A 24,735-nucleotide genomic window follows, 5' to 3' on the forward strand; every position below is an offset into this window, starting at 1 on the left:
ACGCAACCAAACATCATACTGGTGCGAAAATTGCCTCTGTATCACTTCCGGGGAGACAGGCTTCCTAGAGTAATTGGCGACGGATTGCTGCCGACTAGACCTGAACTCGAACCGCTGATCACCGCCACCCCGAAGTGGGGCCGTACCAGCAGTTTGGCGGCCACCACGGAGCCAAAAGAAAAAATTCCACCAAATTACGCGTTCAGGTGAACATCCGGGTAGGTGACGATTCGATCAAGACAGTAACTACAGCCGGGCGCCCACCGATGTCCACGTTGACCCATCAGCATTTCGACTGATCACGAAGCGAGAAAACCCTTGGCGGGACTGGTCGGGCTCCTGATCGTGCTGATGATCGTCATCTGGCTGATTCGACAAGTTGGTCGTACTCCGCTGCCGCGTACAACCCAAGCCCCCACGACGCCGCGACAACAGCAGCGCGCGGTGCCGGCAGCACGTCCGCGCCCGACCCCTCAACCGGTGAGACACCGAAGAACACCGAGTCCAGCAGCACCGCGCCCGACCAGAGCTCCGGCGCCGATGAGACAACAGCCACCTCCGCCGCCTCCATCTCCACTCCCCCGGAACAGCCGGCCGCTGGCCACACAAGCTGTCAGCAGCCGCGCTGTTATACCGCCTACTCCCCAGCCGACCCCGCAGTTGCCACCCGAACATAGGTGGATTACCCCAGGTCAGGACGTCGCGGTCGCGAAGACGCTCGTGAAAGGAGGCATGCTCTACGTCGGTACAAGCATGGCAGACGCGGCAGGCAGTAATACCGAGCCCGCCTTGATCGATCCCACACTGCCGGTCGACCTGCGTACCCCTGACTGGCAGGGCGAGTCGATGAGCTACTGGCCCAGCTACGCCGATATCTCACCGAGAGCCCGCGGCGCGTACCTGGCGTGGCTGACCGGCGGCCGCGCGAATCCAAACGCCTACATCGGCTATGTGTTCCTGTACTTCTACGGCCTCGAGCGCCGCGTGCTCACCGAGCTTCCCCACCTCGACAATGCCGCCGCCGAGTGCAGCACTTTGGTAGCCGAGATCAGCCGTTTGCTGCAGATCTACCAGGGAAATAGTTCGTTTCGGGGGTACGCCCAGGCCCTGCTCGACAGCGCGGGAATTCTGGACCCGGCCCTCCGGTACGACCGGGCCGCGCCGCGGGTTCCCGAGTGGAGCCACGAGCTCCCCATGGACCTGAAGATCGGACTCGCACAGCTGGCAGTAGCCGCCCGGCCGATCCCGGCGGACTGGGCACTGTCCTGGTACGGCCACCACCCCGACACCCACTTGCGCACCCCCGCCGTTCGCTGCGCGGACGAATTCCTGGAGCTGTTCACGAAGCGCTATCGTGCGCGGTTCGGCGACGGCATGATCATCAAGCCGAACAAGGCGCGCCTCTCGACCAGTTACTACGCCGCCAGCCGTGGTTTCCACGGAAACGTGACACTGGAGAACACGGCACTTCCCGACGTCGGCAAGCTGACCGGCCCGATCACCAAGCTGCGAGACCTGGTCGAAGGCGTGACCAGCGATCTCGAGGCCTTCAGCCGCTATCTCGGCCGCAACCCAGATGGCGCAAGTTCGCCAGCGGCCATCGCACTGCTGCCCGACGGCGTCACCCACAAACCGAGTCCCGAGGCCGACGCACTCTGGTCGTGGGCGGCTCAGAGCATCGGCAACGCTGGCCGCGGAGTCGTCTCCGCGGAGGAGCTCATCACGCGGTGGCCGACCAAAACAGGCAAGCTGGCAAAAGCGGACGCAGTCGCCGTGGCACAACTGCTGGAGCAGCGTGGTCTCGGTATCGAGCCAGACGTGCGGTTCGGCGGCACCACGCCGACACCTACATCGTCGATCGTCCTGTTCCGTCGCGCGGACCGTCCGGTCAGCGCGCCTGGCACCGAATACGCCGCCGCGCTCGCGATTATCAACCTCGGCATGCTCGTCGCCGCCGCGGACGGCACAGTCAGTGAACCAGAGCGCAGGGCGCTGCGGGAGCTGGCGATCGATGAGCTCGACCTCAGCGAAGACGAGCGTCTCCGTCTAGACGCCCACGCTGCTCTGGTACTGACCAAGCCACCAACGCCAGCAGCGTTGCGTCGACGACTGGAGTCACTGCCGACGTCGCGCAAGGCCGCAGTCGGGCGATTGCTCATCACGATCGCGGCCGCGGACGGCCAGGTCACCGCGGACGAGATACGCACGCTGGAACGGCTGTTCACCACGCTCGGACTCGACCCCGGTGAGGTGTACGGGACGCTGCACGCGGCGGCGACCGCGACAGACGACCTCACGCGCACCGAGATCCCCGGTGAACGTCGACAGGGCCGAAGGATCGCGGCAAACGGGACCGGCGCCGCGACGTTGACCCTGGATCCGGAACGCCTGTCGAGGACCAGGGCCGAGTCAGCGCTGGTCGCCGCCGAGCTGGCGGAGATCTTCGCCGACGACGAGCCGCTACCGCCGCCGTCTCCCGTCGAGACAGCATCGGCCTGCGGACTCGATGCAGCGCACACTCGGCTGTTCCACCGGCTCGTCGAGCGCGAGGAGTGGAGCCGCGCCGAGTTCGACGAGCTGGCCAGCAACGCGGGTCTACTGCCCGACGGTGCACTCGAGGTCCTCAACGACGCGGCCTACGACCGCACCGACGAACCACTGTGCGAAGGCTCCGACCCCATCGAGATCAACCACGACATCGTGAAGGACATGCTCCGATGACAACCCCAGCCCCGAAGCCCACCCGCCTGCGCCCTCGCGACCGCGACGCGATCATCTCGTCGCTGCGGTCCGGCGTCGTCCCCCGCGCCGGATTCCAGCACATCCAGGTCGGCCGCGCCGCCGAAGTCTCGGCGATGAGCCAGGAGATCGCCCGGATCGCCGACGGCGGCTCCGCGGTCCGGTTCGTGATCGGCGAATACGGTGCCGGCAAGACGTTCTTCCTCAACCTGGTCCGCTCCATCGCAGCCGAGAGCAAGCTCGTCACGACCACCGCCGACCTCAGCCCCGACCGGCGCCTGCACGCCAGCGGCGGACAGGCGCGCTCGCTCTACGCCGAGCTCATGCGCAACATCGCCACCCGCTCCACCCCGGACGGCAACGCCCTGCCCAGCATCGTCGAAAGGTTCGTGACCTCGGCGATCCAGGAAGCCACAACCGCTGGAGTCTCCCCCGCCACCGTGATCTCCACCCGGCTCGAACGACTGTCGGAGAGTGTCGGCGGCTATGACTTCGCCCAGGTCATCGCCGCTTACTGGCGAGGTCACGACACCGGCAACGAGCAGCTCAAGGCCGATGCGGTCCGTTGGCTGCGGGGCGAATTCACCACCCGCACCGAAGCCCGTGCGGCACTCGGTGTCCGCAGCATCGTCGACGACACGACCTTCTACGACCACCTGAAGCTGATGGCCCGGTTCGTGAGGCTCGCCGGCTTCTCCGGCCTGCTGGTCTGCCTCGACGAGATGGTCAACCTCTACAAACTCGCCCACACCGGCGCCCGCAAGTCGAACTACGAGCAGGTTCTGCGCATCGTCAACGACTGTCTGCAGGGCAACGTCGAAGGCCTCGGTTTCTGCTTCGGCGGTACCCCCGAGATGCTGATGGATACTCGCCGCGGACTGTACAGCTACGAGGCGCTGCGCAGCCGTCTCGCCGAGAACACCTTCGCCGTCGGAGGCCTGGTCGACTACTCCGGACCTGTGCTGCGACTGGCGAACCTGACCCCGGAGGACATGCACGTCCTGCTCGAACGGCTCCGCCACGTCTACGCCGCCGGCGACCCCGCGGCCTACCTCGTCCCCGACGACGCCTTGTCCGCGTTCATGCAGCACTGCGCCGGGAGGATCGGCGACGCCTACTTCCGCACCCCGCGCAACACCATCAAGGAGTTCGTCAACCTCCTGGCCGTGCTCGAGCAGAACCCCGGAGCGGACTGGCGGCAGCTGCTCGGCACCGTGTCGATCAGTACCGAGAGCAATCCCGATCTGGAGCCGCTGCCCGACGAGTCCGACACGCAGGATGTGAACGGCACCGATGAACTCGCCGACCTCCGCATCTGAGGCCCTCCACTTCGACCGGCTGCATCCGCTGGTCCGGCGATGGGTGTGGCAGCAGGGGTGGAATGAACTCCACGACATCCAGGACGCGGCCATCCCCGCCATCCTCGACGGGAACAACGACGTTCTGATCGGCGCCGCGACCGCAGCCGGGAAGACCGAGGCCGCCTTTCTGCCCATCTGTTCGAAGATCGCCGGGCAGAGCGGACCCGGCATCCAAGCGCTGTACGTCGGACCGCTCAAGGCACTGATCAACGATCAGTTCCGCCGTATGGAGGAGCTCTGCGAAGTCCTCGAGATCCGGACCCACCGCTGGCACGGCGACGTCGCCGGCACGCGCAAGCAGGCCATGCTGCGCAATCCGTCCGGGATTCTCCTGATCACGCCGGAGTCGCTGGAGGCGATGTTCGTGCTCCGCGGGACGCACATCCCGCGACTCTTCGCCTCGCTGCAGTACGTGGTGATCGACGAGCTGCACTCGTTCCTGGACACCGAGCGCGGCGCCCAGCTGCTGTCCCAGCTCCACCGCCTCGAGATCGCAGTGAAACGACAGATACCTCGAATCGGCCTGTCAGCGACGCTGGGTGACATGTCGCTGGCAGCTGCTCAGCTCCGCCCGAGCGACGGAGACAAGGTGACGATCTTGGAGTCACAAGCAAGTGGCCAAGACCTGCGTCTGCAGGTGCGCAGCTACGTCGACGAACGACCAGCTGCGCCAAGTGATACAGACGCTGGTGAGGAAACGTCAGTCCGTGGGATCGCGGACCACCTGTTCGCCAACCTGCGCGGCAAGACCAACCTGGTGTTCGCCAACGCGCGTTCACGAGTCGAGCTGTACGCGGCCGAACTCGCCGACCGCAGCCTCCACGCCGGCGTTCCCAACGAGTTCCACGCCCATCACGGCAACCTCGCCAAAGAACTCCGCGAAGATGTCGAAGCCATGCTCAAGGACCCGACAAAACCGACCACCGCAGTCTGCACGACGACGCTGGAGATGGGCATCGACATCGGCGCCATCGCCCAAGTCGCGCAGATCGGACCCCCACCGTCCGTCGCTTCCCTGCGGCAGAGACTCGGTCGGTCCGGCCGCCGCAACGAACCCGCGATCCTCCGCGCCTACTGCGCCTCGATGGCCGTCGACGCCGAAACGCCACTGCTCGATCGCCTCCAACTACCTTTAGTGCAGACCATCGCGTCCATCGAACTGCTGCTGGACCGCTGGTGCGAGCCACCGGAGCCGGCCCAGTTGCACCTGTCAACGCTGATCCAACAACTGCTGTCCTTGATCGCCCAACACAGCGGCGTGCTACCGCTCGAGGCGTACCGGGTGCTGTGTGGCCGAGGAAGCCCGTTCTTCATTGTCACCTCGACACAGTTCGCCGAGCTGCTCCGAACACTTGGGAGCAAGGACGTGCTCACTCAGTCCAACGACGGAACCCTCCTGCTCGGCGGACGCGGAGAACCCACGGTCAACCACTACACGTTCTATGCCGCGTTCCAGACATCAGAGGAATACCGTCTAATACACAGCGGTCGGCAGCTCGGCACCATGCCGATCGACTTCCCACTTTACGAAGATCTACTCCTCGTTTTCGCCGGCCAACGTTGGCGTGTGACCGCCATCCACGAAGAGGACAAGGTCGTTCAACTGACGCCAGCCCCCGGAGGCAAGCCACCCCAGTTGGGCGTCTCAGCCGGTCTGGTGCACGCCGAGGTGCGAGTCCGTATGCGGACTCTCCTGGAAGATGATCGCGCCGCTGCCTATCTGGATCTCCAGTCCCGCACGCTGCTCGAACAAGCCCGCCGGGAATACGCCACCCTCCAACTCGACCACTGCCCAATCATCACCGACGGCGCCGACACGTTGCTGCTCCCCTGGACAGGGGATCGCCAACTGCACACCCTCGCCGCGATCCTTAACGAGACCGGGATGGAGGCGACTGTCGACGGCGCGGCGCTTCGACTCATTGGTACGCCCCGCAGCGCAGCGCTGACAGCAATGGCGAAAATAGCTGACAGTCCCGCACCCGGTCCTGACCAGCTCGCCCGCAAGGTTGAGAACAAGACCACCGCGAAGTTCGACGACTGGCTTGGGGAAGACCTTCTCTGCGACCAGTTCGGGTCAGCATCCCTCGACTGCATCGGTGCCGTCGAAGCAGCCCGACTCGTCGCAAAAGCCTCCGCGGCCGGCAGCTCAACTTAACTCGACGTGTCCTGTAGCGGCAGCACCAGCCACTACAGATGCAGCGGCTGTCCACTCGCTGACCGCTGCGTCAACTAAATGGTCAAGAGTTCATGGACAGAGCACAAGCTGTCACCACGGCGTTACCTAGCTCCACCGAGCACGCTGACAGCGCCGGTACACGCATTTTCATGCCCCTGATCAGAACGCCTTCAAGGATGACGTAACAAAATTTGCGAGCTACGCGACTACCTACCGTATTCACCTTCACGCCAACACGGAAAGTCAACTGTTGACCACAAACACAATTGCGATCATCGCCGGCTGCCTGATAGCAATGGCCGGCGTCGTTGTCATCGCTCACAGAATCAAGGAGAAAACGGAAGACACTCCCACCATCGCACGGATTGGCCCAATCGAGCTAAGTGGCGGAGCGGGAACGGTTCTCGCCATGATCGGCGGCCTAATCTTACTCGCGAGCCTGTTATGGCCACTTGGCAACATAAGCAACCGCGACCAAAACCCGGTTTCATCAACACCGACAACTCCAACACGACCGTCATCCATACCACCTACAGTAAAACTGGCATCGCCAACACCGCAAGTCACGCAAGTCGCAATCACATCACCCACGACCGGCCAGAAGGTAATCGGAAAATCCGGTGTTCTACTGGAGGGAACCGCAGGCGAAGCCGACGACCGACAGCTGTGGCTTTTTGATCACGCGGACGACAATCTATACTACTTAATCAGCAACGCTCCGCTGACCGTCACCAACGGCCGCTGGTCGGCCCAGGACCCGCAAGTCGGATCTACAACGTCCGAGGACGACGGACACACCTTTGTCCTCCTACTAGCCCAGGCAGACGCCAGATGCAACGGTACCTTAGGATCGGCCGTGCCCAACGCAAGCGGCGACATCGTCTTCCCGCACCTCCCCGAAGGCTGTAGCCAAGTTGCCTCAGTAAACGTTGTCAAGAGTTCGTCATGATGATATTGAAAACGCCAGTACCGAAGGACAGTCATTACGCGCCAGAAGACCTCAGACGAGGAGACCAAGGAGTTCGTTGCGGCGACCGAGCGCAGAGAGCGGTTCTCGCTCGTGGTTGTGCCAGGGCAGACGGACTCGACCGAAATGAAATGATAACCAAGTAGTTCTTCGAGAATGACAGTAAGGCCCCCAAACGGAATCGCGCACATCGTGTCACGGGCTACAGCACGATCTGCAACTACGGCGATGAACACGCCACACTGAACATCATCTCTACGGTTAGCGCTCAAGGTCATCCGCTCTGCACCGTCAACCGACTTGTAGCGCAGCGACGCCAAGTAGCGACTTCCACCGGCCACATTGACGAAGTCACATGATCCCGCCGCGTGCAGAATGAGACCACCATCGCGTCGACGAGGTCGCTACCTCTAGATCGTGCTGCAAATCTGCTGCAAGGGAGCTGCCACGTGACGAAGGAACGTTCGTCCCGATTTCACATTGCGTCCGGCCTGGACCACTTCCGAAATTCCTCTCGTGAGGATGGTCAAGAACTGCCAGCGATGGTGATTAACCGGATCGCGTGGCCCCAAGCCGCCTCCCGCCGCACCCGGAGACGCTACGCATTCACCGAAATCGTCGACGTCATCCAGACCGACAACGGCGCAGGATTCCCATCAGCGTTCCACTGGCACGTGCTGGACAAGCGCATCCAGCACGTCTACATCAAACCCCGCACACCCCGCCTGAACGAGAAGGTCAAACGCTCCCACCGCATCGACACCGAAGAGTTCTACCGGCTCCTCTACGGCATCGTCATCGACGACAGCACGCTATTCAGCGACAAGCTGCAGGAATGGGAGGACTACTACAACTACCACCGGCCCCACGGCGGCCTGGACGGCCAAACCCCTCATGAGAGACTACGACAGAAGACCACCGCGAAAGCCGCCCAGGCGTAGCCCATCACCGTCAGCGGCACAGTCCAAGATCTCTTGAACCCCACATTGACACCATCGATTACGCAATTCGGTACGCGATTAGTTGCCAGCATGCTGACCGACCCAACTGTGCCACCTTGTGAAATCAATCATCTCGAGTGAAATCAGGGACGTCGACGATCGCCTCCGGATCGCCGATGACCCTCGTAGGCATACCCTTTGGAGCGCGCACTCGCGAAACTGTTATGCCATGCAGGCAGGCATTGCACCAGAATAACAGGTAACCGACGCGCGTTTCTTCGTCGACAATGTACCGGATCTCAAGCTGATCCCTATCGCAATTCGGGCACAGCCCGGTCCCCGTCGACTGTCTACCGTCGACGACACGCGCCAACACAGCCAGCCAGGCTTGTCTGCCAGCCATCAGCCCAATCCCCCGTTGTAGTAGTTCCAGAACTGGTCCTCCGAACTATATGCGGCCCGTTCCCAGCTGCTTTCCTGCTCCAACGAGGTGGCCGGTCCGTACAGTCCGACCTGCATGACATGCATCCGCTCGTGACCGAGTGTTTTCACGAGGTCTTCCTCGGAACCGAACGCGTCCGGGTACAACGTGATTGTCCCATCCGGTGATGTATGGCCGAACAGTCCACGCCCGATCAGGTCAGGGTCACGGTTGATCTTTACCGTCACCCCGTCGAGCCCGACGCCGGAGTCTCGAGCGATCTGCCTGACGACTCGCTTTTGCATAGGAACTTGCAGCCCCGAGAAGACCCCGGTATTGGCCGTACGACGAGCGTAGCCCGCGTCGCCACACGTCCAGGCTTGGGCAGATCGTGTGCCATCTGCATTGACATTCCCGCCCGTAGCGCAGGCACCAGCCAGTTGGCCTGTTGCGGGTGACAATGCTCCTGGACCGGTGGACCTGTCAACCTGCGCGGATTGGTATGGATTGTCCCCGCCGTCGATGCCGCTGGGATCGAGGATCCCCAGGGCGATGGGAGTGGCGTTGAAGGCGTCGTTGAACAACTCGGTGAGGTCGCTCGCAATGGTAGCCGTCGCTGAGGGCTTCGGGTGCGGTGTCCGAGCGTCCTTGTCGATCTGCTCCTGCCGAAGCAATTCACGCATCCGCGCCGCAGCTGCGGCGTCGTCAGCAGCTGAAGACTTCGCCTTTTGCGGTGCTGGCCGGTAGCTCTTCGGTATGGAACTACAGTGCGTGACGCATCTGCCGGATCCCCCCGTACCACCCGGCTGACCACCGGTAGGTGTTCTCTGCCTACTAGCAGCCCTCAGCTCCTGAATTTCGGTGTAGTCGCTGGGCCAGGTCGCAAATGACGGCCCCAAGCTAGGCGGGCGAGACGGCGATCCACTTCGGGCGGCACCGCTTATGGCGTCCTGGGCGAGGTTGCGCAGCGTCTGGCCGAACAACCACTCAAGCGCCGCCTCGCCAAGCTCGCAACCTCCAAACACCGCCAACGCGCCGGGTCCGGTTTCGAGGGTCGCCACACCAGCGGCCTCGCACTCGCCAACGAGACGGCCAGTCGGGTCGGTCCCGGTCATCGGGTCGGTCGCGGCGTAGCCGTAGCGGTTGGCGTTGCTCGTGTCGCGCGGGTCCAGCCCAGTGGTGTCGCGTGAAGCGAAGCCGCCGGTGGAGGGCTGGAACCAGCGGGCCCCCATGTTGACGTTGCCGCTGGCCGAGTCGGTGTACTGGTCCTGATACCCCAGCGACGTCTGCGTGCCCGCAGACGCGGTGACCTGGCCGAACGGGCTGTAGGTGCGCGACCCGGTCACCGCACCCGTGGCCGGATCGACCAACGCGGTCAGGTCGGTGTGCGCATCGGCGGACGCGACGGATGCGACACCGCCCTGCCTCACCCCCAAGGGAGTGCCCATCGGGGTGTAGCTGTAGGTCGAGGTGCCGTCGCCGGTGATCTCGTGGCCAGTTCCAGCGTAGGTCAGGTTCGTGGTGCCGGCCGTCGTGAGACGATCGAGAGCGTCGTAGGTGTAGTTGGTGGTGGCGTCGGTGGTGAGTTCGTCGTAGGCGTTGAACGCCTTGTTCGTCGTCGTACCGCCGGTGGTGCGCGAGGCCTGGGTGCCACGCGGTGTGTAGGTGTAGGAGGTGCCGGCTTTGGCGGTGAGCTGGTTGCGCTCGTTGAAGGACGCGGTGCTCGAGCCGTCGGTGGTGAGGTTCCCCGCGCCGTCCCAGCCGTACTGGGTGGTGGTGGCGCCGTTGGTCCAGGTGGCGAGCTGCCCGGCCTGGTCGTAGCTGTAGGTGTTCGCCGCGGCACCGGCGACGCCGGTGGTGGTCTTGCTGGTCAGGTGGTCCGCGGTGTCGTAGCCGTACGTCGTCGACGCCGTGGTGGACCCGGCCGGGTCGGTGATCGTGTCGCTGTTCTGCCGGCCCAACGCGTCGTAGCCGAACGTGCGGGCTGCTTTGCCGGTGCCGTAGGCGGTGCTGGTAGGCTGGCTCGCGTCGTCGTAGCCGTAGGTCGCGGTGGTTCCGGTCAGCGGGTCCGCGGCGGTGGCCAGGCGCCCGGCGTTGTCGTAGGTGTAGGTCGCGGTCCCTGCCTCGGTGGTCGCGGTGGCCTGGCGGCCGTCGTCGTCGAAGGTGGCACTGGAGGTGCCCGACGGGCCGGTGGCGGTGATCAGGTCGCCGCGGTCGTCGTAGGTGTAGGTGTTGTCGGTGCCACTCGGGGTGGACACGCTGGTCATACGGCCCGCGGGGTCGTAGCCGAAGACTCGGTCCGATGTGGCGACCGACGCGCCGGTCCCGGTCTGCTTGGTCAGGTTGCCCTGGGCGTCGTAGGTGTTGGTGATCGTGACGCCACCGGGCTTGATCTGACTGGCAGGCTTGCCGTTGCGGTCGTAGGCGACGGTGTAGGTGCGGTCGGCCGCTGTCGGGGTCGCCGCGGTGGCGGGTTCGATGGTGGATTCGGGCAGGTTCCACGGGTTGACCGTGAACACCGTGGCGTGGCCGTTGCCATCGGTGCTGCGGGTGATGTTGCCGACCTTGTCGTAGCCGTAGCTCGAGGTGATCGACGTCGTCGCCGTCGTGGGCCGAGTCGTCGAGGTCAGCTCGTTGGCCGCGTTGAACGTCTGAGTGGTGGTCGCGCCCAGCGGGTCGGTGGCGGTGGTCTGGTTCCCGGCGCCGTCATAGCCGAACCCGGACGTGCGCAGGATCGCGCCGTGGGGGTCCACATCGGACTGCGCGGTTACGCGGCCGGCCTGGTCGTAGGCGGCGGTGCGCTTGTTGCCGAGCGGGTCGGTGACCGATGTGGTGCGCCCAGCGCCGTCATAGCCGGTACTGGTGGTCTTGCCCAACGCTGTGGTGGAGGTGAGCTGGTGACCGAGATCGTCGTAGGTCGCGGTGCTGACCTCGCCGCTGGGGCTGGTGACCGAGACCGGGTCGCCGAGCGGGTCGTAGGTGTAGCGGGTGGTGAGGTTGCGGGTCGGGGCCGGGTTGCGCTCGATGGCGGTGGTGGTGAGCGTGTGGCCGAGCTGGTCATAGGTGGCGGTGGCGTATGCCCCGTTCGGGTCGCTGGTGACCAGCGGCTCGCCGAGGGCGTCGAAGCTGGTCTGCCAGGTGCCGCCGGCCTGCCCGACGAGGGCGGGTGGGTCGGTCTTGCTGCGCTGGTCACCGAGCTGGTCGTAGCCGTAGGTGGTGGTGTTGCCGCGGGCGTCGGTGGTGGCGGTGACCCGGCCGGCGTGGTCGTAGGCGGTGCTCGTGCTCGCCGTGACCGGGGTGCTCTGCCCGGGCGGGACGTAGGCGGGCAGCGTGATTCCGGTGGGGCGCCCCGCGGGGTCGTAGCTGGCGTGGGTGAGGTTGCCGTTGGCGTCGCGGGTGTCGACCGTCTCACCGAAGGTGTCATACCCGGTGAAGGTGACCGGGGACGCGGTGACCGCGGCCGCACCACCGGTCTCCGTGGACACGGCGGGGGCGGTGACGGTGGTCGGTTGGCCGAGTGCGTCGTAGGCGTAGGTGGTGGTGAACGCGGCCGGGTTCGCGCCGGCGACGGTGCCTCGGGGGTCCACTGTGGAGGTCGGGAGGCCGCGTTCGTCGCGGGCGATGGTGGTGACCAGGGTCGCGGTGCCGGTGGTGTGGGTGGTCGCCGAGGTTTCCCGGCCCATCGGGTCGTAGCCGGTTTCGGTGTCGGCGGCGACGCTGCCGTCGGCGTTGCGTGCGGTGACCCGCGTCGGGTTGTCCAGCGTGTCGACGACGGTGCCGATGGAGCGCAGCACGGTGGTGCCGTCGCGGTCGGTGGTGTTGGTGACGCGACCGCCCGGGTCGTAGGTGGTCGTGGTGGAGTAGCGGCCGTCGCCCTTGGTGGCGGTGGCTACCTGCCCGGTGCCGGTGTAGGTGTCACTGGCCAGCACCAGGTCCCGGGTGTGCCCCGTGGCCGGGTCGAGGTAGCCGGTGAGGACTTGGGTGGCGGGCAGGTTGTCGTCGAAGTAGGTGGAACTGGTGGTGCGGCCCATCGCGTCGGTGACGCTGGCCAACCGCCCGGCCGGGTCGTAGGCGCGGGACTGCAGCACCACGTCGTGGGCGGCCTGGCCGTCGCCGGTGAAACCCTTGACCGTCGTGGTCGCCAGTTGGTGGCGCGCGGTGGTGTAGGTCGAGGTGTACTCGGTACCGCTGGGGTCGATGGTGTCGACCACGGCGCCGAACGCGTCGTAGGCGGTGGTGGTGACTCCGCCCGCCGGGTCGGTCACGGTCTTCGGGCGGCCGAGTGCGTCATAGGTGTAGGCGGTGGTGCGCGCGGGGTCCGCCCCGGTCGTGTCGTCCACTGTGGACTTCGTGACGGTGCCGTCGGGGTTGTAGACCGTGGCGGTACGGCGCTGGTGGCCGACCCCGGTGACGGCGTTGGCGGTGGCCGGGTCGATCTGCAGGGTCGGCCGCGACATCGCGTCGTAGCCGTAGGTCGTGGTGGCTCCGCCGGGGACGGTGGAGGAGGCGACGTTCTGGGTGGCTTTGCGGCCGATGCCGTCGTAGGTGTAGGTGACGACCAGCCCGACCGGGTCGGTGGTGCGGGTGAGGTCACCGGCGGTGTTGTACGCGTAGTGGGTAACGCCCCCGGCGGGGTCGGTGCTCGTCGCGAGCAGCCCGGCGGGTTCGGTTCCGCTGTCGGTGGCCGCTTCGGTGCCGGCGGTGTAGGTGGTGGTGCTGGTGCGTTGCGCCCCGGTGCTCGCCCCGGGTACCGAGGTCGACGAGATCGCGCCGGTGGTGGTGTAGGCGTAGGTGGTGAGGTAGGTGTTGTCGGTCGCCGAGGCGGAGCGGGCGTCGCGGTCGGCGGTGACCCGGTCGTCGCGCGGGTCGAGCGGGTCGGCGGTGTTGAGGTAGTAGCTGCGGTAGTCGGTATAGCACTGGTCGGTGCCCGAGGTGCGGCACGTGGTGCGCGAGAGCGCGTTGCCGCGGGCGTCGTTGACCAGGGTGGTGGCGTGGCCGTTCTCGTCGGTGACCCGGTTGAGGAACCCGCCCGTGTCGTAGGCGTACTGCGTGGTGCCCCCGGCCGGGGTGGTGGCCGTGGTCAGCCGGCCGCCGCGGGTCGGGTCGTAGGTGTAGGTGGTGACCGCGCCGGCGGGGTCGGTGACCCGCACGGCGTTGGCGGCGACCTTGGCGGAGTAATGCCCCGCGATGCTCGCGGAGTCCAGCGGGCGGTGATAGACCGCGACCTCGCCGATGGAGCCGGAGAAGTGACCCCAGTTGTCGGTGGGGCGGGCGGGCCAGGGGTTGCTCGCGGTGTACCCTGCGCCGACGAAGTCCTCGGTGTCGAGCCCGGCGAACAGCCCGTCCTGGCTGCCGACGAGGTTCCCGTCGAGGTAGAGCGACTGGGTGTTCTCGTCGCCGTCGAGGACGACGTGGTGCCACGCGCCGTCGTTGACGGCGTTCGGGGTGGCGATGCCGGCGATGGCGCCGGTCCAGAAATGCCCGTACAGCTTGCCGTCAGTGCCGACGTAAAGGATCGGCATCGCACCGCCCGGCGTCGCGGAGCCGGGCGGGGCGTTGCCGGTGGAGTAGAGGACACCGCCGGTGGTGGCGCTGGTCTGGAACCACATCTCCACCCCGAGGCGGGCGCGGCCCATGACCTGGCGGTCGGGCAGGCGCACATACGAGGTGCTGCCGTTGAACGACGCCGCCGCCCCACCGCGCATCGCCGGTGCCGCGGACAGCCCGACGTTGGTGTAGGTCGCGGTGGACACGGTGGGGTCGTTGCCGGCGTAGGCGCTGCTGGTCGCGTCCTCCAGCCCCCACAGGGCGTGCGGCTCCGACGACCGCACCGCGGTGAGGTAGCCGACTTCGGTGCCGCGGGCGTTGTAGTGCGCGGTCACGTCCGTTGCGGACAGGGTGTGCTGGTAGAGCGAGACCTGACTGATGGAGCCAGAGAAGTAGCCCCAGTTGTTCGTCGGGCGCGCCGGCCACGCACGGGTGGAGACAGCGCCCGCGCCGATGAAGTTCTCCGGGTCAAGGGCGTTGAGCATCCCGGGCAGGGAGCCGGAGGTGGTCGACCCGACAGCGGTGCCGTCGAGGTACATCGTCTGGGTGTCCAGCGCGGCCGAGAGCGCGACGTGGTGCCACGCGCCGTCGTTCACCGCGGCGGGGCTGGTGATCGCGGTGACCGAGCCGTTCCACATGTGGCCGTAGAGCTTGCCGTCGGCGCCGACGTAGAGGACCGGCATCGACCCGCCCGGGCTCGCGGTGCCCGGCAGGTCGTTCCCGGTCGACAGCAGCACACCGCCGGCGGTCGAGGTGGTCTTGAACCACATCTCGACCGCGGTCTGGCTGGCGCCCCTGAGCTCGTTGTCGGGCAGCCGGGCGTAGCTGGTGGTGCCGTCGAAGGACTGGGCACCGCTGGCGGCGTCGAACGGTCCGGTGGTTCTACCGCCGGTGCCGCGGACGTAGGTGGCGCGGTCGAGTTGGGCTTTGCCGTCCGCGGTGGTGCCCGAAGTTTCGTTCAGGCGCCAGTTCGCGTCCGGGGCGGAGTCGGTGACAGCGCCGGTGTAGCGAAATCCGTCGCCTTCGACGGTGGGTACGGCGATGGCGGTGGTGCCGCCGTTGGCGTCGGCGTACTGCGACACGCGGTCGGCCGCGCCGTTGTAGATCAGCGACGCCGCGGTGGCGCCGCCCGGCTTGGTGATCGAGGTCAGTTGGTCGCTGGCCGCGCGTGCCGCGTAGTGCTCGGCGACGACGGTCGCGCCCAGCGGCTGGTGATACAGCGCGACTTCGCCGATGGTGCCGGAGAAGTAGCCCCAGTTGTTGGTCGGGCGTGCGGGCCAGGCGCGGCTGGTGACGGCGCCGGCGCCGATGAAGTCGTTCGGGTCGATGTTCGGCGAGGTCCCGGTGCGGGAGCCGACCGAGGCGCCGTCGAGGTAGAGGGTCTGGGTGTCCAGCGCCACCGACAGCGCGACGTGGTGCCACGCGCCGTCGTTGACCGCGGTCGCCGATGCCATGCCGTTGAGCTGTCCGGTCCATTGGTAGCCGTAGAGCTTGCCGTCGGTGCCGACGTAGATCATCGGCATCGCCCCGCCCGGGGCCGCGGTGCCCGGCTGGTCGTTGCCGGTGGAGAACAGCACACCGCCGGCGGTGGAGGTGGTCTTGAACCACAGCTCGACGGCGAAGTAGGAGGAGTTGCGGACGAGGTTGTCCGGCAGTTTCACGAAGCTGGACGTGGCGTTGAACCCGGCCGCGGTGGTCGGGCTGCCGGCCAGCGGGCCGGGCTGGCCGTAGGTGAGGTTGCTCGCGGTGCCGTCGGTGGTGCCGAAGTAGCCGGGGACGTCGCTGACCGCGGTGGTGCCCGCCGGGTCGGCCAGGCGCCAGTAGGCGTGCGGGTTCGCGTCGAGGGTGACGCTGCGGTAGTGCGACGCGGTGGTGTTCGCGTAGGACGTGCAGGCGTTGGTGGGGTCGCAGACCTTGCTGAGCTGGTCGCCGGTGTAGGTGTAGTTCCACGCCAGCGCCAGCGCGGAGCTGGTGGTGACCTGGGTGACGTGGTTGCCGGTCCAGGTGAACGTGAGTGACCGCCCTGAGACGGCGTCGGTCGCGGTGTGCAGTTTCCCGGCGGTGTCGTAGGCGATGGTCTGCACGCGGCCCGACACGTCGGTGATGGTGCTCAGGCGTCCGGTGGTGTCGAAGGCGTAGCGGCTGCCGTCGGCGCTGCGCTGCGTCCAGCCGCCGCCGGAGACCGCGAGCAGGGTCGTGGTCTCCCCCGACGGTGAGGAGTAGGAGCCGTCGGGGTTGCGCCCGTAGCGGGTCTGCCGGCCGTCCGGGGAGGTGATGACCACGTTGCCGGAGCCGTCGGTGTCCGGGCGCAGCGCGGTGTCCCAGCGCGTGGACCACCCGGAACCGAACGCGGCGGTGTGCCGCGGGTCGAGGCTGTTGTAGGTGCGGACCACCGACAGCGCGGGGCCGACCGCGGACACTGAGGCGTCGGTGACCGCCGTCGTGTAGTTGCCGACCCCGGGGTCCACGCCGCCGCCGGCGACCGAGGACAGGTGGCTGGTGATCGCCGGTTGCGGAACTTGGGTGGACAAGTAGGCGCCGAGCGTCCAGGGGCTTTCGGCGTTGGTGTCGGTGGCCTTGCCGTACCAGGTGTAGGTCTGGCCCCACTTGAGTTTCCCGGCGGGCACCGACCACACCGGGGAGGTCAGGAACCCGGAGTCGGTGCACGTCGCGCCGGTGGAGTCACAGATGTTGAAGCGGTACTGCACGCCTTGGCCCGGCCAGTTGTCCGGGTCGTGCGCGCTCAACGCCAGTGTCGGGGTCAGCGTGGTGGCGTTGGAGTTGCTCAGCGGCGACATCGAGTCGATCTGCGGGGCCTGGTTCGGCAGGGTGAACGTGACCGGGGCCGACATCGGCACCGAGTCCCACGAGAACCGCCCGGTCCCGTAGTTGTCCATGTCCCACCGCAGTGTGTAGCTGCCCGGTGGCAGCGACTTGACCGTCGCGTTGACCGTCACGCTCTGCCCGGGTGCCACGGTGGACGGCATCGGTGTCCAGGCGCTGCTGGTGGCGGGCAGCTCGTTGCCAGCGGAGTCCCAAATGCGGTAGCCGAGTTTGTAGGAGTTGGTGGGGGTCCAGGTGTCGCGGCCCTGGTTGGTGACCGTGACCGCCATCGTGCCGTCGGCGTTGGTGCTGACCTGGGGGTTCATCGCGTCGACGCTGTAGGTCGCCCAGTACGGGGTGTAGGTGACCTCGAGGTAGGGGGCGTTGCCCGACGCGGCGGAGGCGAACTTCTTCCACGCGTAGCTGTCGGTGTCGGAGGCCCGCACGGTCAGGCCGTTGTTCGCCGCGCCGTTCCTCCACCCGGTCACGAGGTTGACCCCGTTGTTGCCCAGGTCGATCCCCTGCCACTGCGAGCCGCAGCTGCCGTCGTAACCGTGGGCGAACGACGCGGTCGCGAGCACGCCGCCGTAGGCCGGGCCGGGATAGGTCTTGGTGCCACCGACCGACCACCCCTGCGTCACCGGGTACACCGACACATCGCGTGCCTGGCAGGAGTAGGCGTAGGTCTCGTACATCCACAGCTTCGTGCCCAGGATGTGGTCCCCGGCCAGCCCGGAGGTCGCCGAGTCGAACTTCAGGTACGCCGCGGCCGTGTTCCCGCCGCCGTTGTAGGTCCCGACGCTCAAGTTCGGGTCACCGGAGTTGTCGGCGTTGTAGGGCGACTGGGTATAGGTGCTGCCGTTGGTGCCGGGACCGACCACGGTCGGGTCGACCTTCACCGGGAACACCCGGGCCGGGTCGGCCAGCCACGCCGCGTCGGCGGTGACCCGCAGCACCGGATTCGCCGCGTCTCCGACCAACGTGTAGGTCACCGCGGTGGAGCGAGCGCCCTCATCGGAGAGCGGGTTGAGGTTGGAGTCCTCCATGAAACCCGGCGGGATGGTGCCCTGCACGGCGCCGGCCGCGTCGGTGAGCTGCACTGCGCCACCACCGTCGAGGGTGGCGGTCAGGCCGGCCAGGTGCAGCGGGAAGTCCCAGGTCGCGGGGGCGTCCTTGGACTTGAGCAGGATCGTTTCCTTCGTCCCCGACGACGTCGCCTGCAAGTGCAAGTCGGCACCCGGGCGGACATCGGGGTAGGTCACGGCGTCACCGGTGACCTGCGCGGCCGCACCGCTCGCACCGGCGACGGAGAATCCGACCGAGGTGGCGGAGTTGAGCTGCAATGAGGCGATGTCGGCGACGTTCGCGGCCTGGCCGAAGCGTTCGGTGGTGGGCGTTGCCTTGGTCCGCCATGTCTGCCCGTCGGGGACCAGCGAGGGGTCGATCTTGGTCCACGTGCCGTCGGGGACCTGGTAGAACTGCGGCTCCTGGTACTTGCGCTCCGTTTTGGTGCCGTCGGCGTTGGCGTACACCTGCGTGGTCGCCGACCGCTGATCGGTCAACTCATGGCTGGTCTGATCGTTGAACCCGGCCACCGCCGACGACGGCGGCGCACCCACCTGGACCGAGGTCTGCGCGACCGGAGACTCCGGGATCCCTTGCGCGGGGAACGCCTGGTCCGGGCCTAATCCACCCGTGGCAGGGGGCGCGTCGTGGCCCGCACCAGCGGCTTTCGCCGTCGTCGCCGCCGAAGACACGTCGTGGGCTCGCCCGGCAGCCGATCCGCCGGCCTGCTGCGGGAGCGTCCCGATCGTCGCGGCGGCAGCCGAGGTGGGGGCGACCGTCGCCACACCGGCGCCGACGACGATGACCAGCAGCAGTGACAGCAGCCGCGAAAAACCACGCCCAGCAGGCAGCACAGATCGACGAGCCATGATTGAAATCCCACCCTCACGCAGCACGAACCCGCTCCAGGAAAGGAGCGGGACCGCAAGACGGAAAAAGAAAAACAGGAATAGAAAGAAACGCGTCCATCGCTGCCCAGCAAACCCCGCTCAACAGCTACCTCAAACGCCGTCGGGGAACTTATCGCCCGGTCCCGCCTTGCGTTAATCACGGTTACCGAAACGTGACAACGTTACACATGCGCCAATTGCTACTTTTCACATGTTTTTATACGAGGAGTGGCGAGCAGAACCGTAAAAATAAGACATACATCCACTAACGGGGCAAAAATTCAGAGACCCACATCACATCAATCACACATCGCCACATACGTCCATATGGCCCAGCGATTCGGGCAAACAAGACACAATGCCGATGCATCACCTGCGCGCACGACTTCATCGCTTCGGACCGAGAGCTGCCAGCGGACATGAAAAAATCCGGGTGGGCGGACAGTTTGGTCCGGATAGGCGGACATGAAATCTCCGGGTCTATGGACATGAGATCTCCGGGACACGCCTGACATCAATGCAGGTAGGGACCCTCCGGCGGGGTTGGCTCTGGTTGCTGACAGTTGCCAACCCTCTCGGTGCCGAAGGAGTCCCTTGACCAAGTCTGACAGGAAAATCATGGACATTCTGGAAGCGTTCGACATGACACGCTGTGCGCACTCCGCAGCGGAACTCGCGGGGGTCGACGAGAAGACCGTCGCCCGCTACGTCGCGATCCGCGACGCCGGCGGCGACCCGTTCACCCCGACCCGGCGCGTCCGCGGCATCGACCCGTACCTGGACAAGATCGAAGAGCTGGTGACGAACTCGGAAGGCCGGGTTCGCGCCGACGTCGTGCACCAACGACTGATCGCGATGGGATTCACCGGCACCGACCGCACCACCCGGCGCGCGGTCGCCGAGGCGAAAGCAGCGTGGAAAGCAGGGCATCGCCGCAAGTACCGGCCGTGGACCCCCGAGCCGGGGATGTGGATGCAGTTCGACTGGGGCGAAGGCCCCCGCGTCGGCGGGCGACGCACACAACTGTTCTGCGCCTGGCTGTCCTGGTCGAGGTTCCGCGTAGTGCTGCCGGCATGGGACCAGACGCTGGGCACTCTAGTGTCCTGCGTGGACGCGACTCTGCGCAGAATCGGTGGTGCACCAACGTATCTGCTGACCGACAATGCCCGGACGGTGACGATGGACCGGGTCGCCGGAGTCCCGGTGCGTCACCCTCAGATCGTCGCCGCGGGCCGGCACTACGGCTGCAAAGTGGAGACGTGCGAGCCGTTCGACCCCGAATCCAAGGGCGGCGCCGAGCACACCGTCAAGATTGCCAAAGCGGACCTGGTGCCCACCACAGCGAACCTGCTGCCCGCCTACTCCACGTTCACCGACCTCGCCGACGCCTCCGTCGAGTGGTGCGAGCGGGTCAACGCCCGCACCCACCGCGAAGGCGGGACCGCCCCGGATATCCGGCTGGCCACCGAACGCCTGCAGCTGCACGTCCTGCCCGCCGAACCGCACGCGATCGCACTCGGTGAGGAACGCCTCGTCGACGACGACCAGACGATCCGGTTCGGGTCGGTGCGCTACTCGACCCCCGACGGGCACCAGGGCAGCAAAGTCTGGGCCCGTGTCAACGGCGACGAGCTGGTCATCGTCGGGGACACCACCGCCGGGCTCACCGAGATCGCCCGGCATGTGCTGTCCACCCCGGGTTCTCCGCGCATCGACGATGCGCACTACCCGCACCACCCCGGCGGGAACCTGCCCCGCCCACCGAAAATCAGGGCACGAACCCCCGAAGAGGTCGCGTTCCTCGCCCTGGGCGAGGGTGCTCGTCGGTGGCTGGTCGAAGCCGCGTCGACCGGGGTGACACGGATCCGGGTCAAGATGGCCAAAGCGGTTGAGTTGGCGGCGATCCTGGACTCCAGCCGGGTCGACGATGCGCTCGGGCTGGCGGCGATCGCGGGCCGGTTCGCCGAGGACGACCTCGCCTCGATCCTGGACCACCTGACCGCCTCCGGGCCGCCCAGCGACGTCGTGGTGGCCGATGAGGCCCACTCCGCGCAGCCGGGCACCAGCGGCTGGGAGGTGTTCGGCCAGTGAGCAGCCCCAAAGCCCCCGCCCTGCCCGACGAGCTGGACGGTGTCCTGCGCCGGATGCGACTGCCTTACCTGCGCAAAGCCGCCCCCGACGTCCTGGCGACCGCGCGGGCGCAACGCTGGGACCCCGCCGAGGTGCTCCGCGTCCTGCTCGGCGAGGAGGTCACCGGCCGCAACTCCGCGACCCGGCGAATGCGGCGCAAAACCGCGAACTTCCCCACCGGCAAGACGTTCTCGTCCTGGCGCGCGGAGGGTCCTCGATCACCGAAGCCACCCAGAACTCACTGTCCACACTGGAATGGATCGGACGGCACGAGAACTTGGCCGTCGCGGGGCCGTCGGGCACCGGAAAGTCGCATTTCGTGGAGGCGCTCGCGCACGCGGCGATCGAGAACGACCTGCGGGTGTCCTGGTTCACGCTGGAGACCCTGACCGCCGCGGTCGGCAAAGCCAAGGTCGACGGGTCGGTGGCTCGGACGATCTCCCGGATCTGCGGGTGCGATCTGATCGTGGTTGACGATATCGGGATGCTGCCCGCTGGACAGGAGGCCGCTGAGGCGTTCTACCGGATCATCGACGCCGCTTACGAACGTCGTTCGATCGCGGTGACCAGCAATATCCATCCCAGTGGTTTCGATTCGATCATGCCGAAAACCCTGGCCACAGCCACGGTCGACAGGCTACTTCACCACGCCCACCTGGTCACCACGAAAGGTGAGAGTCACCGTCTCGCCGAAGCTATCGCCGGCAAGGGGGTGGTCGCCTTGAGTTAGCCGACCGTCCGGAGAACTGCTGTCCATCAGCCAGGAGAAGTCCTGCCCGCCAGCCCTGAGATCAACTGTCCGCCCGCCCGGAGTTCCCGATGACCGTTGACAGACACCTGGGTCAATACCAGCTTCGATTGGCTGTCATACCGTAGCGGAGCTCCTCGCACGTTCCGACGTGAAGAAGGCACCCTCATCCGCGCCGAGATCGTTGATGACCGCTACAGACACTATCTTTCCCAGGCGAAATCGACAGGATGGCGGCACGATCAGAACCAAGCCCGCTCGACGTCTGACCTGACCGCGCCTTCAGGGCTGCTCTCAAGTATCGCGAGTCCTCAAAGTTTGGACGGTCGAGTCCTCCAGCACCGTGCACGACCCATGGTTCCGGACCGTGCGCCCGACCTTCGACATTCCGGAGGAAACCTGACCAGCTATAGGGGCTCCGCGTGACAGAATCAGCACGCTACAGAGGCACGAGATGAGGAGTCGTCACCGTGGACCAGCTGAAGTTCGACCCGGGGCTCGGGACGTACAGCGTGAACGTCGCCCCAGAAAGCCTGTGGATCTCTAAAGGGATGGGTGCGCCCTACTTCCAGCTCCAGCTGGAAGTGGGCATCCCGGAGATCGGCGAGAAAGCGGGTCAACTGCTATACCTCGACACGACCGTCCATGCCCAGCAAAGCAACGGTCCGCGGGTCCCACTCGCGTCGACGAACGTATCGGTCCCTTTTGTACCGACCGGCGAGACGCGACGCCATCATCTGCAGTACCTGATCACGAACGCTCAACTGCTAGCACTCGAACATAGCCGCACCGGTGACCTGCGCTTGGAGCTGCAGATCCGCGGGTTCCTGCCGCAGGCGTCCGGCTTTCCCGGCGGTCCCGAGACCACTCTGCACATCAGCGTCGCCGAAAGCACGTGGCGCCAACAACTTGCCAGCCTCGGCCGCACGCTCGGTGTGGACATGGTGATCCCCTTCCCAGCGGATGACGAGCCAAGTGGGGCCGTCACCGACTTCCTGCGTGAGGCTCAGCGGCTGCTCGGTGGGCGCGACATCGACAGCGCGATGCTGCAGGTACGTAAGGCCCTCGAAACCATCAAGACGACCAGCAGCTGGACCTGGCCTGGGAACAAGAACAAGGTCGACCGCACGGCCGACGAGCGGTGGTCCTTGATCCGCTCGGCGTTGGAGGACCAAGCCAGCGGCGCAATGCATGGCGACGCCGGCACGAAGGACTACACCTACACCCGCGCCGAGGTCGAGACGTTGATCGGTATGACTGCTGCTCTGGTCCGCGTCATTCACTGATGCGCAGTGCAGTCTGCGCTCACCTGGACTCGTTCACTTCGGCTTGCGTACCGAGCCACGCGCTCGTGAGCGGGATTCCAGGTATCGCCACATATGGGGATACCTGAAGACCGAGCGCACGCCGATTCCCAGCGCGGCGAGCCCTCCGCCAACGCCGAGCGCGGGGATCTGGAGATGGGTGACGAAATTCCACATGGGGACTCCTGAAGGTGCGGTTCGAGGTTCACCACAGCCTTCCGCCGACCTCCGTCATCGGCGACCGTCTTCGTCCTTTAGCCCCCCACTGGGGTGCCACTTTTCCCTGTGTCAAGCCTACCCTGACCCGGTCGAGGCAAAACCGCAGGCAGGAGAGGCAGGCTTCCTTTCCTGTGGATCTGACCTCGTCAAGGCAACCCGGATTTAAGCTGTCAAGCCTAGCTTGACAGCTTGACCAACTTCGCGGAGTGTTTCGTCATGAGCAAGACGTACCGGAACACCCTCCGCGCGCACGCGGAGTCCTTGGCCATGCTCAGTCGGGCGTACACGGATCTGGCGCGTCAGCACCGCGTCGTTGCCGACGCCGCCGCTCGGGGAAAACGGCAGCCCACCGCAGAAAGCGACTTCAGTGAGTGGATCTTCCGCGCCTGCGAATTCGCGGCGGCCGCGGAACGCGAGCTCGCACTCGAGATCGAACTCGCTCGCACATTCGGAGTCACCTGGGACGAGATCGCCGACGCGCTCGGCGTCAGCCGGCAAGCAGCGTGGGAGCGATTCGCGAAGCAATCCCGCTGGAACAACACCAGGCGCCTATCCCAGGCGAATCAGGCACGCCGAGCCAGCCTGCTTCACGACCTCCGCAAGCGCATCGGCGACGACGACGAAAAACTGCTGGCCTTCGAGCAGTGGAGCAGCCTGCACCGAAACCCGTCATCGATAGAAGGCCCCGCGACAGGAGCTCCGCCATAGACAGGATCAATCCCAGCACCTGAATCCATAACGGACTGAACCTCGGGATGCGCCCGACGGTCGCGGGCCAGCCCGGTGTTCTGCTCCACAGACACTACGACCGAGCGGATAATCGTTGCCAAGACGCACGCTTCGGGGATGTCCTGGCCGAACGCCTCCAGCGCCACGGTCTCCGGCTCCGGCCCACCACGCACCTCGAAGTCGAGCTGCCCGCTCCACCAGCTCGGTGTCGGCGCCCCAGGCGCAACGCGACGCATCGCTCGACTGGAACCGGCCGGCCGCGACGCCGCAGACGATCACGTGCGAATGCAGAGTCGCGGCCCACCCCAAATCCGACTAGCCATTCGTGCAAGACGCGCGCCACCCTGCTGCAGCGTCGAAGACCAATTCGATGAGCATCTCCTCGCGCCAGAGTTACGCCAGGATTGTGCCCGACGCACGAGCCCGCCGATGACGCGAACAGCGCCGTAGCAAGGTAAACTCGACATGAGCGCGCTTGGCCGACGCTCTTGCCCCGCGGGTTGTCAATCCGTCCAGTGTCCGTTCGAGTCGGACCGGGGGTACCGATAAGGCCAGGTCAGAGGTTTGTGGCACCTCCTCCCCTGGTCGCTAGACTGACCGTAGCCAGAACTTAGCCAGAACTAAGTGACGGCGATGGTCGGGGAGGGCCACACCATGGCACGTACACCTATG

At 66.1% G+C, this 24,735-nt stretch carries 12 protein-coding genes; 9 read left to right on the plus strand and 3 right to left on the minus strand.

From position 1 onward, the window contains the following. Positions 1 to 358: 358 nt before the first annotated feature. Positions 359 to 571, minus strand: a complete 213-nt coding sequence (locus tag JWQ81_RS30010; RefSeq protein WP_297546892.1) for a hypothetical protein — start codon at positions 569 to 571, stop codon at positions 359 to 361. Between JWQ81_RS30010 and JWQ81_RS30015 the strand changes: the two genes are divergently transcribed. The 5 genes from JWQ81_RS30015 to JWQ81_RS30035 all read left to right on the plus strand — a co-directional run bounded on the left by JWQ81_RS30015 (position 541) and on the right by JWQ81_RS30035 (position 8,187). Beyond that, on the plus strand, positions 541 to 2,721 hold the full coding sequence (locus JWQ81_RS30015) for a TerB N-terminal domain-containing protein (protein ID WP_297546873.1): 2,181 nt from the start codon (positions 541 to 543) through the stop codon (positions 2,719 to 2,721). The genes JWQ81_RS30010 and JWQ81_RS30015 overlap by 31 nt on opposite strands. Continuing rightward, positions 2,718 to 4,058 carry an ATP-binding protein gene (locus JWQ81_RS30020; protein ID WP_297546874.1) on the plus strand — a complete coding sequence of 447 codons (1,341 nt, stop codon included), beginning with the start codon at positions 2,718 to 2,720 and terminating at the stop codon, positions 4,056 to 4,058. The genes JWQ81_RS30015 and JWQ81_RS30020 overlap by 4 nt, the downstream gene beginning before the upstream one ends. Continuing rightward, on the plus strand, positions 4,033 to 6,258 hold the full coding sequence (locus JWQ81_RS30025) for a DEAD/DEAH box helicase (protein ID WP_297546876.1): 2,226 nt from the start codon (positions 4,033 to 4,035) through the stop codon (positions 6,256 to 6,258). Before JWQ81_RS30020 ends, JWQ81_RS30025 begins: the two co-directional genes overlap by 26 nt. A gap of 271 nt (positions 6,259 to 6,529) precedes the next feature. Next, on the plus strand, positions 6,530 to 7,228 hold the full coding sequence (locus JWQ81_RS30030; RefSeq protein WP_297546878.1) for a hypothetical protein: 699 nt from the start codon (positions 6,530 to 6,532) through the stop codon (positions 7,226 to 7,228). 467 nt (positions 7,229 to 7,695) lie between these two features. Next, positions 7,696 to 8,187, plus strand: coding sequence for an integrase core domain-containing protein (locus JWQ81_RS30035; protein ID WP_297546880.1), 492 nt, complete (start codon positions 7,696 to 7,698; stop codon positions 8,185 to 8,187). 402 nt (positions 8,188 to 8,589) lie between these two features. On the opposite strand, the gene JWQ81_RS30040 is transcribed toward JWQ81_RS30035, so the two are convergent. After that, positions 8,590 to 18,912, minus strand: coding sequence for a LamG-like jellyroll fold domain-containing protein (locus JWQ81_RS30040; RefSeq protein ID WP_297546882.1), 10,323 nt, complete (start codon positions 18,910 to 18,912; stop codon positions 8,590 to 8,592). A 639-nt stretch (positions 18,913 to 19,551) separates the two neighbouring features. Between JWQ81_RS30040 and istA the strand changes: the two genes are divergently transcribed. The 3 genes from istA to JWQ81_RS30055 all read left to right on the plus strand — a co-directional run bounded on the left by istA (position 19,552) and on the right by JWQ81_RS30055 (position 23,097). After that, entirely contained in the window at positions 19,552 to 21,024 is a 1,473-nt protein-coding gene (gene istA / locus JWQ81_RS30045; protein ID WP_297546883.1) for an IS21 family transposase, read from the plus strand. After that, positions 20,969 to 21,793: an ATP-binding protein gene (locus JWQ81_RS30050; protein ID WP_297546884.1), complete on the plus strand. Its 825-nt coding sequence runs from the start codon at positions 20,969 to 20,971 to the stop codon at positions 21,791 to 21,793. Before istA ends, JWQ81_RS30050 begins: the two co-directional genes overlap by 56 nt. Before the next feature lie 488 nt (positions 21,794 to 22,281). Further along, on the plus strand, positions 22,282 to 23,097 hold the full coding sequence (locus JWQ81_RS30055) for a hypothetical protein (protein ID WP_297546885.1): 816 nt from the start codon (positions 22,282 to 22,284) through the stop codon (positions 23,095 to 23,097). Positions 23,098 to 23,130: 33 nt separating this feature from the next. Here JWQ81_RS30055 and JWQ81_RS30060 read toward each other — a convergent pair whose 3' ends face one another. Next, positions 23,131 to 23,292 carry a hypothetical protein gene (locus JWQ81_RS30060; RefSeq protein WP_297546886.1) on the minus strand — a complete coding sequence of 54 codons (162 nt, stop codon included), beginning with the start codon at positions 23,290 to 23,292 and terminating at the stop codon, positions 23,131 to 23,133. Positions 23,293 to 23,550: 258 nt separating this feature from the next. Here JWQ81_RS30060 and JWQ81_RS30065 point away from each other — a divergent pair, with 258 nt between their 5' ends. Then, on the plus strand, positions 23,551 to 24,042 hold the full coding sequence (locus JWQ81_RS30065) for a hypothetical protein (RefSeq protein ID WP_297546888.1): 492 nt from the start codon (positions 23,551 to 23,553) through the stop codon (positions 24,040 to 24,042). Positions 24,043 to 24,735: the final 693 nt, after the last annotated feature.

The organism is Amycolatopsis sp., from assembly GCF_025464955.1.
Taxonomy (GTDB): domain Bacteria; phylum Actinomycetota; class Actinomycetes; order Mycobacteriales; family Pseudonocardiaceae; genus Amycolatopsis.